We start from the raw sequence: 13,977 nt of genomic DNA on the forward strand, positions 1-13,977 counted from the left end.
GAGTCGGATAAAGCTGATATGGATGTGGAATCCTTTTATGAAGGATTTCTGGCGACGATTATTGTTCCAGCAGGAGAATCTGCCCCAGTGGGTAATACCATTGCGTTAATCGCAGAAACCCAAGCCGAAATTGAACAAGCCAAACAAAAGGCATCTTCTCAGAGTGCCACAACATCCGCCCCAGCACCCGTCGCTCAAGCCGTGGCAGCCAGTTCGGGAGCAACAACCGCAACCGTTACAGCCGCACCTCCGACAACGGCACGCAATGGCAGAATTGTGGCTTCTCCCGGGCGCGGAAATTAGCTAAAGAACTGAATTTGGATTTAGGGACATTAACGGGAAGTGGGCCTCATGGTCGCATCGTGGCAGAAGATGTGCAAGCTGCTTCTGGACGTTCGACCCCTGCCCCTACGGTTCAACCTCAAGTCGCCCCTGCCCCTGCGGTTCACAAGCCTCTGGCTCCGGTTCCTGCTCCTGCGGCGGCGGTTCCTTTGGGTGAAGTAGCCCCGATGAACACTTTGCAAAATGCCGTTGTCAGAAATATGATGGCGAGTTTATCGGTTCCGGTGTTCCGGGTGGGATATACCATCAGAACGGATGCTTTGGATCAATTGTATAAACAATTGAAATCTAAAGGCGTCACGATGACAGCACTGTTAGCAAAAGCTGTGGCTGTCACGTTAACAAAACATCCGATTGTTAATGCCAGTTATGTTGAAAATGGAACGCAATATCATGCAGGAATTAATATTGCGGTCGCAGTGGCAATGACTGACGGCGGTTTAATCACTCCAGTGTTAAAAAATGCCGATCAAGTTGATATTTATTCGTTGTCTCGGACGTGGCAAGATTTGGTTGAACGGTCTCGAACAAAACAGTTACAACCGGATGAATATAGCAGCGGCACTTTTACTTTGTCGAATTTGGGAATGTATGGCGTTGATCGTTTTGATGCCATTCTGCCACCGGGTCAAGGTTCGATTTTAGCTGTTGGTGCGTCTCGTCCTCAATTAGTGGTTTCTGACGATGGTTCTATGGCGGTTAAACGTCAAATGCAAGTGAATATTACTTGCGATCATCGCATTATTTATGGGGCAGATGCAGCCGCATTTTTGCAAAGTTTGGCAAAATTAATTGAAACTGATGTTCAATCTTTGACAATGTAATACAGCCCCTACATTATGGGCGGGGTTTTCCCGCCCCTACATTACCTAACATCTGATTACCTGATTTATGAAAGCTGTTATCATGACCGAAGTTGGAGAACCCAATGTTTTACAACTTCAAGATCTACCTGATCCTGAAATTCAATCTCCAACTGAAATTTTAGTTCGTTTGAAAGCGGCGGGAATTAATCCCATTGATACAAAATTACGCAGTCGCGGCACGTTTTACCCGGATCAAATGCCCGCAATTTTAGGCTGTGATGGAGCGGGAATTGTCGAGGCGGTGGGATCTGAGGTGGAACAATTTCAAGTCGGAGATGCGGTTTATTTTTGTAATGGGGGACTGGGTGAAAAGTATGGAAATTATGCAGAATTAACTGTTGTTGATGAAAAATTTGCAACGCTTAAACCCCACAGTTTAAGTTTTATTGAAGCGGCTGCATCTCCTTTAGTTTTAATTACGGCTTGGGAAGCGTTGTATGATCGAGGACGATTACAACCCGGACAAAAGGTATTAATTCATGCGGGTGCTGGGGGTGTGGGTCATGTGGCGATTCAGTTAGCTAAATTACAAGGAGCAGAAGTCGTCACCACCGTTGGTTCGGATGAAAATATAGATTTTGTAAAAGAATTAGGGGCTGATTTTGTTATTAATTATAAACAGACTGATTTTGTTGAACAAGTGTTAGCTTGGACAGAGGGAGAAGGGGTTGATTTAGCGTTTGATACCGTTGGAAAAGAGGTCTTTTATCAAACGGTTTTTGCTGTTAAAAATTATGGGGATTTAGTCACAATTTTAGAACCTGATCCCAAGTTAGGAACCTTAAAAGATGCTCGGTTACGAAATTTACGCATTAGTTTAGAATTAATGTTAACACCAATGTTACAATCTCGTGTTAATGACCAATTAGATCAAACAAAAATATTGCAACAATGCGCTCGGTTAATGGATGAAGGGAAGTTAAAAATTGTTGTGAATCAAACCTTTCCTTTAGCAGAAGCAGCCCAAGCTCACCAACGATTAGAAGCCGGAGGAATGACAGGAAAATTAGTATTAACAATGTAATATGAAATCCTGAAAAGAATGCTACAAAAGGGAACAGGAAACACAGGGAAAAACAAAAGAGGGATAGGGGCAGGGCTGTTTCATTCTCTCTCAAAAACCTTTGTGACCTAACCCCCCAGCCCCCTTCCCTAATAGGGAAGGGGGAGTAATTAATGATTTTTGATGTTTAATAGTAATAATTAGTCCACCCTCTCCTTGCAGGAGAGGGGGTTAGGGGGAGAGGTCATCCAAATTTTGGGAGAAAATGAAACAGCCCTGGGGAGCAGGGGGAGCAGGGGAGGCAGGGGGAGAAGAGGAGCAGGGGGAGAAATTTCTGTTGCTCATTCCCTATTGCCCATTCGTAATTCGTAATTCGTAACAGCTTATTTCCCTAGCCTAATTTTTTCCCATAACTGTTGATATTGTTTTAGGGAAGCAGGGGAAAGGGGTTGAAGGAAATCACTGTTTTTTAAAATAGATTCTTTTGGGAATAATAGAGCATTTTCTCTTAACGCTTGGGGTAATTCTTCTGGGTTCATTCCTAAAATAATCGGGGAGGTTGTATCGGTTAATAAAGACAGTTGAGTTGCAATTTGAGGCAACCAACAAAAATCAATCCAATTGTCTGCTAACGTTGCCTGAGCAGAAGCTTTAACTCCCGCAGGTTTCACCCATAAATCTAACCATAATGCTGTCCCCGATTCAGGAACAACGGCGGCTAATCCATTTTGATATTGCACTTCTGGAGAAATATCCGTAGACCATCCCACCGCTAACCAAGTATCTCCTAAAATTAACGGTTTGAGATAACTATTAGAATCATAAAGTTTAACGTTTTGATGGAGTTTACGGAGTTGGGATTCTAAATCTTTAACTTGGCTTAAATCCGAGGTATTGTAAGAATAACCTAATTTTTTTAACGTTAAACCAATCACTTCCCGGGCTTGATTCGGTAAAGAAATGCGATCGCGTAATTCGGGACGCCATAAATCACTCCAGTCTTGAGGTGTCCATCCTAACGCCTTAAATTTATCCAGCCGATAAATGATCACCGTCGTTCCTGAACGATAGGGCGCTGCCCATATTTTGCCTTTGGCATCATATTGACCCTGAAGATTTCGTTGAACAATATTTCGCCAACGGCTGGGAAGTTTTGACCATTGCGACCATAATTTAGGATTAAGAGGTTGAATCAGTTGTTGTTGAATGGCTGAATTTAACCAATAGTCCCCAATCATCACCAAGTCCGTTTGAGGCGACCCGGAATTGTCCGGTTGAGACTTCCATTTCTGCAATAACTGAAATAAATCGTTCAGTTGTCTTTGGGGAACGAAATCAACAACCTGTCCATCCGATTGTTGACGAAACTTGCTCACCATTTGCACCGGAACAGAACCTTTAAGAACTTGAACGCTGAGTGCCCTAGCTTGTTTACATCCAGCTAGGATACTACTCAACGTTAAGGCACTGATTCCTTGTAAAAAAAACCTTCGCTTCACTGTCGCTACTTAATGCGTTTCTCTAAATACTGACCAATCATCGTTTGTTCCCCCGACCGTGAAATAATCGTTTGTCGGGTGCGGTATCGCTGACCCACCAGTTTGAGTTCTTCTTCAAATACAGAACCATTGTACTCGGTTCTCAGACATAACGTATTGGCATCGAGCATATCATATTGGGCAACAATGGGTTGAGGAGTCATAAACCCCTTATCTCGATAGAGTAAGGTTTCAGAAACTCCAAAGACCGTTGACCCTTTTGAGAGTTTTTTGCCGGAAACTGAATTTGAGCTTTTCCAATAGACCTTTGACCCACAGGTGAGGATTGTAGAATCATCTAACTGGTGTAATTCAGCAATCATCAGCAGTTCAGGACAGCCCGGTTCTAAAAATTCTATGGTAATCTCGCTAGCAACTTCTTGAGTCTCACCTTCGGGGAGGGTGTAATACCGCCGTTCTGAATACCAATTCCCCACACTGCGACGAAAATAGTCCGCCAGTTGGGATGCGGTATTCAATTGATTTTGCTGGATCAGGGCTGTCATTCTGGCTGCTCCTAAACACGAGATTAACGGATGAAATCCCCTCACAGAAGAGGAAAAAGTCAAAGGTTTGTTACAATTCTTAATATAATCACAACAACCTTAAACTGGCAATCATTTTCTTCTGATGAGTTTGAAAAATCTACACTCACTAGAATTTGTCAGTTAGTAACATCTACCCAGAGGCAGAATTAGGTAAGGGATACACTAACTGTCTCTATTTTTCAAGATGTCTCTAACAAAAAATCAAAATTTCATGACAGTCAAGACGCTCCATAGCGCGTCTCTACAAAAATTAGGTCATTTTTAAGGTGTCCAAAAATGAGGACAACAGCACTATTTTTGGGAAATGGAACAGGGAATAGGGAACAGGGAACTGCGATTGACTGGGAATCAACAAATGTGTAAATAATGATGTTTAGGTAATTATTATTTTTATTTTTTTATCATTAAAACATTCAAAATCATTGAGTTTTAATTTCAAAAAATTGATTAAAATTCAATACTTTTTGCTCATGAATCCAAATTTACAACCCCAATAAAACCGATCATTCAATCAAGTTTTCCTTCAGTGCCAACCTATTTCACTTAACACGCTTTAATACTGGAAAACACAGTTATAATCCTGACTAGGAGCAAGTATAAATATCCATCGAATTTCCTCCCTTAGAGGAATCGGCGGAAAATTCACAACAAAAGTTAACAAAACTATCTCCTCTCTTTGCCGTCTCTCCGAGGGGGAGAAAGAATAACCACAAGATCTAAAGAGTTAGAGTTGGAGAATATACCATCAGCATCAAAAAGTAACTTTCTTTGAACAGGAGAAGATAGAGAACAGAAGGCTTCTGCAAAAGGTTAAATAATTTAGTAAATAATCGGCTCTTGTGTTATCTGTTGTCTAGGATTAGCTTAGGAGATTTTTTAGTGAAACAGGAGTATTTTTATGGATGGGCTCACCAAACAAGTGATCGCTTTAACTCATAAAGTAGATGCCTTATACGAAATGATTAAACAGCTTACAGATCAAGTCTCTGAGCATTTATCCCAAGAGGCATCTACTGACACTATTACAGAAACCGCTAACCTTCTTGACCTTGAGTATGGTTTTTCCGCCTCTACCTCCCATTCGCCAGAAACAAGGGTCAGTTCATCCCGACAAGAACATAAAGATATTTTGATGGATGACGAATATGTAGAAAGCAGTTACTACAGTCGGGAACCTACCTTGACCGCAGATGTTCAAATTCAACGACTCACAGCCCAGTTAACCGCAGCTTATAACCGAATTGCAGCGTTAGAAGAACAATTATTATCGAAAAGAATACATTTTTAAGGGTTTAGTAGGCTCCGTGGAACAGGCATCTTGCCTGTCAACTGGGATAGAGTCGCGAATATTGTCAATTCTCAACAGTCAACGGTCAACCCTCAGTAGTCAACCGTCAACCGTAAGCGTCAAGCTGAATTAGACATAATAATCTTGCAGTGCTTTCACCTCAATGTCCGTCTCCTTCAAAGAGCGAATTGCAGCCACCGTTGCTTTAGCTCCCGCAATTGTTGTGATAATGGGGATTTTGTACGCTAACGCGGAACGACGAATCAAAATTCCATCGCTGCGGGACTCTTCCCCAGACGGAGTAATAATGGCTAACTGCACCGCCTGATTTTTGATCGCATCCAAAATATTCGGTCGTCCTTCGTGGAGTTTCAATTCCATATCCACTTTCACGCCATTTTCCCATAACACTTTGCGAGTGTTAATGGTAGCGCTGACTTTAAACCCTAACTCCAAGAAATCCTTAACGACAGGGACAATAGCCTGTTTATCTCGATCATTCATGGAGACAAACACCGTTCCTGATAAGGGTAGCACTTGTCCGGCGGCGAGTTCTGCCTTGGCAAAGGCTTTACCAAAGTCGGTATCAATGCCCATTACTTCCCCTGTTGAGCGCATTTCCGGCCCTAGTAGCACATCTGTGCCTGGAAATTTGCTAAAAGGTAGCACCGCTTCCTTCACAGAAACGTAAGTGGGCAGTTTTTCTTGTGTTAAGCCTAATTCCGTTAAGGATTGACCCGACATTACCCGTGAGGCAATTTTGGCTAAAGGAACCCCGATGGCTTTAGAAACAAAGGGAACTGTCCGAGAGGCACGGGGATTGGCTTCTAAAATATAAACTTTTTCCCCTTGGACGGCAAACTGAATATTCATCAAGCCCACCACATTTAACGCCTTCGCCAGTTCGATGGTTTGGTGGCGAATGGTAGCAATAGCGTTTTCTGATAAGGTTTGGAAGGGAATGGAACAGGCGGAGTCCCCAGAGTGAATTCCGGCTTGTTCGATATGTTCCATAATCCCACCGATGACGACATTTCCGTTTTGATCCGCGATCGCATCCACATCAACTTCAATGGCATTTTGTAAGAACTGATCGACTAAAATCGGGTGATCCGGTTCTACCTGCACGGCGAACATCATATATCGTTCTAATTCTTCATCAGAATACACGATTTCCATCGCTCGTCCCCCTAACACATAGGAAGGACGCACCACCACCGGATATCCAATGCGTTGTGCGACCTTTAAGGCTTCTTTGAAACTCCGAGCCATACCGTTTTCGGCTTGTAAAATATTCAATTCCCGCAGAATTTTTTCAAACCGTTCTCGGTCTTCCGCAATATCAATGGAGTCAGGAGAAGTTCCCCAAATTTTCGTTTTTAGGGTCATTTTTTCTAATGCCCGTTGTAGGGGTAACGCTAATTTCAGAGGCGTTTGACCCCCGAATTGAATAATAATTCCAATCGGTTCTTCCGCTTCAATAATATTCAGAACATCCTCTTTGGTTAAGGGTTCAAAATATAAGCGATCGCTGGTATCATAATCCGTTGAAACGGTTTCCGGGTTAGAGTTAACCATGATGGTTTCATAGCCTTCTGCCCGTAAAGCATAGGAAGCATGGCAACAACAATAATCAAACTCAATCCCCTGTCCGATTCGGTTGGGGCCACCGCCTAAAATCATTACCTTGGGTTTTGTAGAAGGTAAAATTTCGTCTTCTTCCCAATAGGTAGAATAATAATAAGGAGTCATGGACTCAAATTCCGCCGCACAGGTATCTACCATTTTATAAACGGGTTTGACCCCTAATTGTTGGCGATAGGTGCGAACTTCATCTTCAGTGCTATGGCACGCAAAGGCAATTTGGCGATCGCTAAATCCTTGACGTTTAATGGCTAAGAGTTTATTCGCATCTAAATCTTTTAAAGCGGTGCGTTTCAGGAATTTTTCCGTTTCCAATAATTGCTGCATTTTATCTAAGAACCAAGGATCAATGCCCGTCAGTTCATAGATTTCTTCCACCGTCATTCCCAAGATCATTGCATTACGAACGGTTAAAATTCGTTCTGGGTTAGGCGTGCGTAAACCGGAGCGAATATGATCCAGACTAGAGAGTTTTTCCGAGCGATCGCAACCCCAACCTGCTAACCCTGTTTCCAAGGATCGTAAGGCTTTTTGGAAGGATTCACAGAAGGTTCCTCCGATAGCCATTGCTTCCCCAACGGATTTCATTTGGGTGGTTAAAACCGGTTCAGAACCGGGGAATTTTTCAAAGGCAAATCGGGGAATTTTTGTTACCACATAATCAATGGTGGGTTCAAAGGAAGCGGGGGTTTTTTTGGTAATATCGTTCTTAATTTCATCTAATGTATATCCCACCGATAATTTTGCCGCAAATTTAGCGATAGGAAACCCGGTAGCTTTGGACGCTAAGGCGGAAGACCGACTGACACGGGGGTTCATCTCAATGACAATCACATCCCCGGTAACGGGATTAACTGCAAATTGAATATTAGAACCTCCCGTTTCTACCCCAATTTCTCGGATAATTTTAATCGACGCATCCCGCAGTCGTTGATATTCTTTATCGGTTAAGGTTTGGGCGGGAGCAACGGTAATGGAATCTCCCGTATGTACCCCCATGGGATCGAGGTTTTCAATTGAACAAATAATCACCACATTATCAGCTAAATCCCGCATTACTTCTAATTCATATTCTTTCCAACCGATGAGGGATTGTTCAATTAAAATTTGAGAAACGGGAGAGGCATCTAAACCGGATTGAGAAATTTCTTCAAATTCTTCTTGGTTATAGGCAATACCTCCTCCGGTTCCTCCCATTGTAAACGCTGGACGAATAATTAAAGGATAGCTGCCAATTTGACGGGCCACGTCCCGTGCTTCATTCATGGTATTGGCAATTCCTGAAGGGCAACATTTTACCCCTATTCGTTCCATCGCTTCTTTAAACAGTTGCCGATCTTCGGCTTTTTCAATGGCTTCTAATTTCGCTCCAATCAATTCAACGTTATATTTTTCTAAGGTGCCATTTTTAGCCAGGGCAACCGCGATATTCAGGGCGGTTTGACCTCCCATTGTGGGTAACAAAGCATCGGGACGTTCTTTTTCAATGACTTTGGCAACGACTTCAGGTACCAACGGTTCAATATAGGTGCGTTCGGCTGTCTCAGGATCGGTCATAATCGTAGCCGGGTTGGAGTTGACTAACACGACTTCATAGCCTTCTTCCCGTAGAGCTTTACAGGCTTGAGTTCCTGAATAGTCAAATTCACAGGCTTGTCCAATCACAATCGGGCCAGAACCCAGGAGCAAAATTTTCTTTAGGTCAGTACGTTTCGGCATTTATGAATTCCAGTATATGAGTTGACGTTTAGCTGTATTAAGCTTTTGAGTTGAGTTGATCAAACCCTAAACCTAGATCCGGTGGGTTTTATTTTCCAGGGTTGAATCTCTCTGACTCTATTGATCTATAAGTTCAGTAAAGTTTTTCAATAGAAGTTCCTCCTAAACCTCTGAACATTTTAAGGGTATTAGTTCGGCTTTGTGTCAACTGTTTGAGTAAATCTTGACAAACGCACCTCTTACCTCCTTAATCATTAACTGACTAATCTGCTAATTTATAAGAAGCGTTAAATTGATTCAATTTAGTTGTTTTTTTAGAAAAATTTTAAAATTTTCGGGGTTGCTTAGGAGGCGCCGCTATGGTAATATGATGCTATTGAAGATTTAATATAATGGGATATTCGCATTTTTAAATTTTTTGCAACCACCCCATTATACTATTAGTAGTTTCCCACGAAACGGCGGGCTTGTCAAGGGCATATCCCTCTTTTTTGTCAATTTTTGTAACGATTTTACCAACGGTTTGAGTAGACTTTAGAGGCAATTAGTGAGACACTAATCCTAAATGGTTAACGTCTTGTTGGTTTAACCAAATTGTTTTTAGCTGCGAGTCATTATGCCCAGAATGCCGGATGAGTATGTCGTACACCTCATGATTGAGGGAGGTCATCGAGAAGAAATTAAATTTCCAACGATTCAAGAGTTTCTAGTCTGGTACAACAAGGTTTTATTACCCAAATTTGACAGTAATGAATTTGTCAATGTTCCCATCAAGCAACGGGCTGAAGATAGTAACTCTAAAGAATATATGGTTGTTCGCCCCAACGCGATTAAAGGGATTCGGGTTGAACCTATATTTAAGTCCAGTATTGACCGTCGGATGGTAGACGAACCCGATATTTAAAACCTGGAGATCACCGAAACAGTAATGAATGTTGAAGTCATAGGAATTGACCTGGGCGGGACAGCGATCAAGTTAGGACGATTTGGAAGTGATGGCACTTGTTATCAATGCTTAAGCTTTCCGACTCCTCAACCCGCGACGCCTGATCAAGTGATTGATGCGATCACCGATGCTGTTAGACAATTAAGAAAAAATGTCAATAATATTGTTGCAATGGGTTTAGGAACACCGGGGCCTGTGGATGGAACCGGAAAAATTGCCAAGGTCGCGATTAATTTAGCGGGATGGCACGATGTTCCATTAGGTTGGGTATTAGAAGAAAAAACAGGTTTACCTGTAATTTTAGCTAATGATGCCAATTGTGCAGGGTTAGGAGAAGCTTGGTTAGGGGCGGGAAGACGATTTCAAAATTTAATTTTACTAACATTAGGAACTGGAGTTGGCGGGGCGATTATTTTAAATGGGGAATTATTTGTTGGACATCAAGGTGCAGCCGGGGAATTAGGGTTAATTAGTATTAATTTTGAAGGGCCGATTTGTAATAGTGGAAATCGAGGTTCCTTAGAACAATATACCTCAGTACAAGCCATTCGTCGAGATACAGGGTTAGAACCCGCAGAATTAGCAGAAAAAGCCTTAGCGGGAGATCAAAAAGCGATCTCGTATTGGCAAGATTATGGCAAATTATTGGGCGTTGGTTTAGCGAATTTAATTTATGTGTTAACTCCAGAAGCTATTATTTTAGGCGGGGGAATTAGTGCGGGGTCTGATTTATTTTTACCCGCGATGAAAGCTGAATTAGAACAACGAGTTTTATTCAGTTCCAGAGAAGGGTTAGAAATATTAATTGCTGAATTAGGAAATCAAGCCGGAATGATAGGGGCGGCAAAATTAGCCTTTCAGAAGTTGGTTAAGATCGAGGATCAACTTAAATCTTAATCATGAATATAATTTAAAACCTGATAATAATGTTGCTCGTCTCGAATCGCGCCATCGCTATAAGAACACCCAACCTTGAATTTTTTCTGTTGTTCACGGTTGAGTTTTCGATATTCGTACATCATTCCTCCTAATCATCAATTGTTGTATAGCTTGTTCTCGGGTTTTAGCCCTTTCTTTTGATTTTTGCGCTTTAGCCCAACAACAGCGCAACAACGGTTATATCATTGGATTTACAGCCTCCCATACTAATTCCTAATTCAATAAATCTTCAATTAAATCCACTAAATGATCATTCATGTCTAAAGGTGAAATAACATGAAAGTTAATGGTGGGAAATTCTAATGAAAATTGTTGAATGGATTGAGTGATCGCCTTCGGCTGGGCGGAACCCATCGCATCTGTTATTCCACCGGAAAACATAAAATAATTGATAATTCCAATGTGATTAACTCCAGAAGAAATTAACCTTTGAATTTGAGTTTCTAAACTAGAAGTGACTGACCAATAGGCAGGAATCGCTTGAATTTGAGTGGCTAACTGCTCCAGAGGTAGATTTCCTCCCAGATGGCGACTGCCATGAGCCACTAAAATCCAATGTTTCGTTTCTACCGTTGCCATTTTTGTCGTGATTAACGGAACTAAACGATTAAGTTGAGAACCCAAATAAGGTAATAATTTCAGTTGAATATTGGTGCCTAATTGTTCCTGAGCGATCGCCACTTCTTGGGGTAAATCGATATTAACATGAACCCCAGAAGACAGAAATAAGGGTAAAATTTGAACCTGAGAATAACCCGCAGATAAACTGAACTGAGCAAATGCTTGAATTTGCTGATGGAGGGGAAGAGCAGCTAATTCTAAGGTTGCAGTCCCCACTAAAGAACAGCTTGAACGTTCCTCTAGGGATTTTGCTAATTGATTTAAACGCTGTTGGGGACGAGGATCACGGCTACCATGAGCAACCAGTAAAGATGGGATATTCAAGGGTTTAGGTTAATCCTGAACGTACAGTTAATCACTGATATTGTATCGAAAATTGGGCGACAATAGGCAAAAAGAAAAAGTTCATCGTTCATGATGAACTTTTTGTTCAGATTGTTAAGTAATTAAAAGCTTGGTAAACTTGTGATTTAACTCAATAAGTTTTGTGATTTAGATCAGGGGTACGGATTGATTGGGAAGGTTTGTTGAGGATGGGTTTTAATTAACTTAATTAGATCATGAGTTGCACCCCGTATGAGCGACAAACCTAGCTACACAATTTTAGTTGTAGAGGATAATCCAGAAGATAGAGAAACTCTAAGTCGCTATTTACGGCAAGACTTTCGCTACCAGTATGAAGTGTTAGAAGCTGAATTAATCAGCGAAGCCTTAGAGATTTGCGATCGGATTAAACCCGATCTCATCCTCTTGGATTATCTATTACCAGATGATCTCGGATTAGTATTTCTTAAAGAATGGCAAAAGCTCTATGGAAAAAGTCTAATCCCGGTCGTCATGCTAACAGGACAAGGAAACGAAAGCATCGCCGCAGAGGTCATCAAAAGTGGTGCGCAGGATTATTGGGTCAAAGGGAAATTAAGCGGTTCTGAAGTTTGCCAAAGAATTCAGTCCGTCTTACAACAGTTAGACTTAAAACGACAGATTGCTCGTCAGCAAGAACAGCAACTTTTAGTTAATAGTATTGCTTTGCGAATTCGCCAATCTTTACGACTCGAAGAAGTATTGCAAAGAACCGTAGAAGAAGTGCGAGCCTTTCTCCAAACTGATCGGGTTTTAATCTACAAATTTTCCCCTGATATGACTGGTTTTATCGTCTCTGAAGCTGTTTTACCCAATTATATTGCTTGTTTAAACCGTCAGATTGAAGACAACTGTTTTCGGGAAAATTATACACAACCCTACCGCCAAGGAAAAATTTTTCAAACCTCAGATGTGAAAACTGCTCCCATTGCAGATTGTCATCGCAACCTATTAGAACAGTTTCAGGTCAAGGCTAATTTAGTGGTTCCGATTTTATTAAATAGTAGAAACCCTGAACCCTTAAATAATCCCCTCTCAGCATCAGAAGATCAACATGATTTATGGGGTTTATTAATTGTTCATCAATGTGATCGTCCTCGTCAGTGGCAAGATTATGAGATCCAATTGCTCGACCAATTAACTGTACAACTAGCGATCGCCATCCAACAAGCAGAAATGTATGAACGGGTCGAAACAGAACTTTACCAACGCATCAATGCTGAATTACTCGAACGCCAGCGCGTAGAAGCAGAATTTCGCGCTTTAGTAGAAAACGCCACAGATATTATTTATCGCATTGATCTCGAAATGCGAGCGGTCTACTGTAATCCGGCTATTGAGAAGCTAATGCAACAACCTGCCAGTCACTTAATCGGTAAGACCTTAGAGGATTTAGGATTTTGTACTACTATTATTAATTTATGGCATACTACCCTCGCTCGAATCATTGAGACAAAAACTCAAGAAACCCTTGAACATCCGTTTCCTGATTTCAATGGCTCGATTTGGTTTCAAGTTCGGATTGTCCCCGAATTTAATAAAGCGGGAGAAGTTCATTCATTTCTATGTATTGCCCGCGATATTAGCGAGATCAAACATCAGGAAAAAACGTTAAAATTTCAAGCTCAGATCCTCGAAAGAATCCATGATGCCGTTATTTCTACAGACATTTATGGAAAAATTTACACTTGGAATCGGGGAGCGGAAAAACTTTATGGTTATAGTGCTGCTGAAGCCATTGGTCAAGATATTAGGATCCTCTATTATCCTGAAGATTTGCCTCCAATTAAATCTTCAGTCTTCCTGCCTTTATTTCTCAAAGGAAACCACGAAATTGAGCTTTGTAACCGCACTAAATCAGGAGAAAAAATTAATATTAGCTTGCGTCTTTCTGTGATTCGGGATGAACAGGAAAATATTATTTATTTAATTGGTTGCTCAAATGATATTAGTCAACAGCAAGTGGCACTGCGTGAACGCGAAAAAATAGAACAACAACTGCAACAACTCAACCAAGAACTCGAAGCTAGAGTTGAACAACGAACCGCCGAATTACAAGAAAGTCAACGTTTTATTCAAAGTATTACTGATAATACGCCCAATATTATTTATATTTATGATCTCGAACAACAGTGCAATATTTACTGCAATCGTGAGATC

Annotated in this window: 10 protein-coding genes and 1 pseudogene; 6 read left to right on the forward strand and 5 right to left on the reverse strand. The window is 41.4% G+C overall.

Annotated elements, in window-relative coordinates:
- Together ACKPEB_RS20860 and ACKPEB_RS20865 are read left to right on the forward strand one after the other, a co-directional pair.
- Positions 1-1,166 (forward strand): annotated as a pseudogene (locus ACKPEB_RS20860) (dihydrolipoamide acetyltransferase family protein); the annotation flags it as partial.
- A gap of 67 nt (positions 1,167-1,233) precedes the next feature.
- Positions 1,234-2,232, forward strand: coding sequence for a zinc-dependent alcohol dehydrogenase family protein (locus tag ACKPEB_RS20865; protein ID WP_408966933.1), 999 nt, complete (start codon positions 1,234-1,236; stop codon positions 2,230-2,232).
- Between the two features lie 362 nt (positions 2,233-2,594).
- On the opposite strand, the gene ACKPEB_RS20870 is transcribed toward ACKPEB_RS20865, so the two are convergent.
- The gene (locus tag ACKPEB_RS20870) at positions 2,595-3,710 is read right to left on the reverse strand and encodes an extracellular solute-binding protein (RefSeq protein WP_408966934.1); all 1,116 of its coding nucleotides are present in this window, start codon (positions 3,708-3,710) and stop codon (positions 2,595-2,597) included.
- A 5-nt stretch (positions 3,711-3,715) separates the two neighbouring features.
- Positions 3,716-4,255 carry a phycobiliprotein lyase gene (locus tag ACKPEB_RS20875; protein WP_408966935.1) on the reverse strand — a complete coding sequence of 180 codons (540 nt, stop codon included), beginning with the start codon at positions 4,253-4,255 and terminating at the stop codon, positions 3,716-3,718.
- Positions 4,256-5,195: 940 nt separating this feature from the next.
- Here ACKPEB_RS20875 and ACKPEB_RS20880 point away from each other — a divergent pair.
- Positions 5,196-5,585: a hypothetical protein gene (locus ACKPEB_RS20880; protein ID WP_408966936.1), complete on the forward strand. Its 390-nt coding sequence runs from the start codon at positions 5,196-5,198 to the stop codon at positions 5,583-5,585.
- Positions 5,586-5,714: 129 nt separating this feature from the next.
- Here the strand turns inward: ACKPEB_RS20880 and carB are convergent, their stop codons facing one another.
- Positions 5,715-8,948 (reverse strand): carbamoyl-phosphate synthase large subunit, encoded by a 3,234-nt coding sequence (carB, locus tag ACKPEB_RS20885; RefSeq protein WP_408966937.1) that lies wholly within the window; start codon positions 8,946-8,948, stop codon positions 5,715-5,717.
- A gap of 616 nt (positions 8,949-9,564) precedes the next feature.
- Between carB and ACKPEB_RS20890 the strand changes: the two genes are divergently transcribed.
- Positions 9,565-9,852, forward strand: a complete 288-nt coding sequence (locus tag ACKPEB_RS20890; RefSeq protein WP_408966938.1) for a hypothetical protein — start codon at positions 9,565-9,567, stop codon at positions 9,850-9,852.
- Between the two features lie 24 nt (positions 9,853-9,876).
- A complete protein-coding gene (locus tag ACKPEB_RS20895) occupies positions 9,877-10,791 on the forward strand; it encodes an ROK family protein (RefSeq protein WP_408966939.1) in 915 nt (304 codons plus the stop codon).
- Here the strand turns inward: ACKPEB_RS20895 and ACKPEB_RS20900 are convergent.
- Complete coding sequence (locus ACKPEB_RS20900; RefSeq protein WP_408966940.1) at positions 10,788-10,916, reverse strand: hypothetical protein; 129 nt, start codon at positions 10,914-10,916, stop codon at positions 10,788-10,790. The two genes, ACKPEB_RS20895 and ACKPEB_RS20900, sit on opposite strands and share 4 nt — an antisense overlap.
- 130 nt (positions 10,917-11,046) lie before the next feature.
- Positions 11,047-11,778 carry a sirohydrochlorin chelatase gene (locus ACKPEB_RS20905; protein WP_408966941.1) on the reverse strand — a complete coding sequence of 244 codons (732 nt, stop codon included), beginning with the start codon at positions 11,776-11,778 and terminating at the stop codon, positions 11,047-11,049.
- 252 nt (positions 11,779-12,030) lie between these two features.
- Here ACKPEB_RS20905 and ACKPEB_RS20910 point away from each other — a divergent pair.
- The coding region (locus tag ACKPEB_RS20910; protein WP_408966942.1) for a PAS domain S-box protein at positions 12,031-13,977 on the forward strand (1,947 nt) is incomplete at its 3' end.

Origin of the sequence: Planktothrix sp. (assembly GCF_046067725.1) — a bacterium.
Lineage (GTDB): Bacteria > Cyanobacteriota > Cyanobacteriia > Cyanobacteriales > Microcoleaceae > Planktothrix.

Bases quoted from the DNA above. Each gene is read 5' to 3' on its own strand.
- ACKPEB_RS20875 (WP_408966935.1), bottom strand. From the start codon at position 4,255: ATGACAGCCCTGATCCAGCAAAATCAATTGAATACCGCATCCCAACTG.
- ACKPEB_RS20900 (WP_408966940.1), bottom strand. From the start codon at position 10,916: ATGATGTACGAATATCGAAAACTCAACCGTGAACAACAGAAAAAATTC.
- ACKPEB_RS20865 (WP_408966933.1), top strand. From the start codon at position 1,234: ATGAAAGCTGTTATCATGACCGAAGTTGGAGAACCCAATGTTTTACAA.
- ACKPEB_RS20895 (WP_408966939.1), top strand. From the start codon at position 9,877: ATGAATGTTGAAGTCATAGGAATTGACCTGGGCGGGACAGCGATCAAG.
- ACKPEB_RS20880 (WP_408966936.1), top strand. From the start codon at position 5,196: ATGGATGGGCTCACCAAACAAGTGATCGCTTTAACTCATAAAGTAGAT.
- ACKPEB_RS20890 (WP_408966938.1), top strand. From the start codon at position 9,565: ATGCCCAGAATGCCGGATGAGTATGTCGTACACCTCATGATTGAGGGA.
- carB (WP_408966937.1), bottom strand. From the start codon at position 8,948: ATGCCGAAACGTACTGACCTAAAGAAAATTTTGCTCCTGGGTTCTGGC.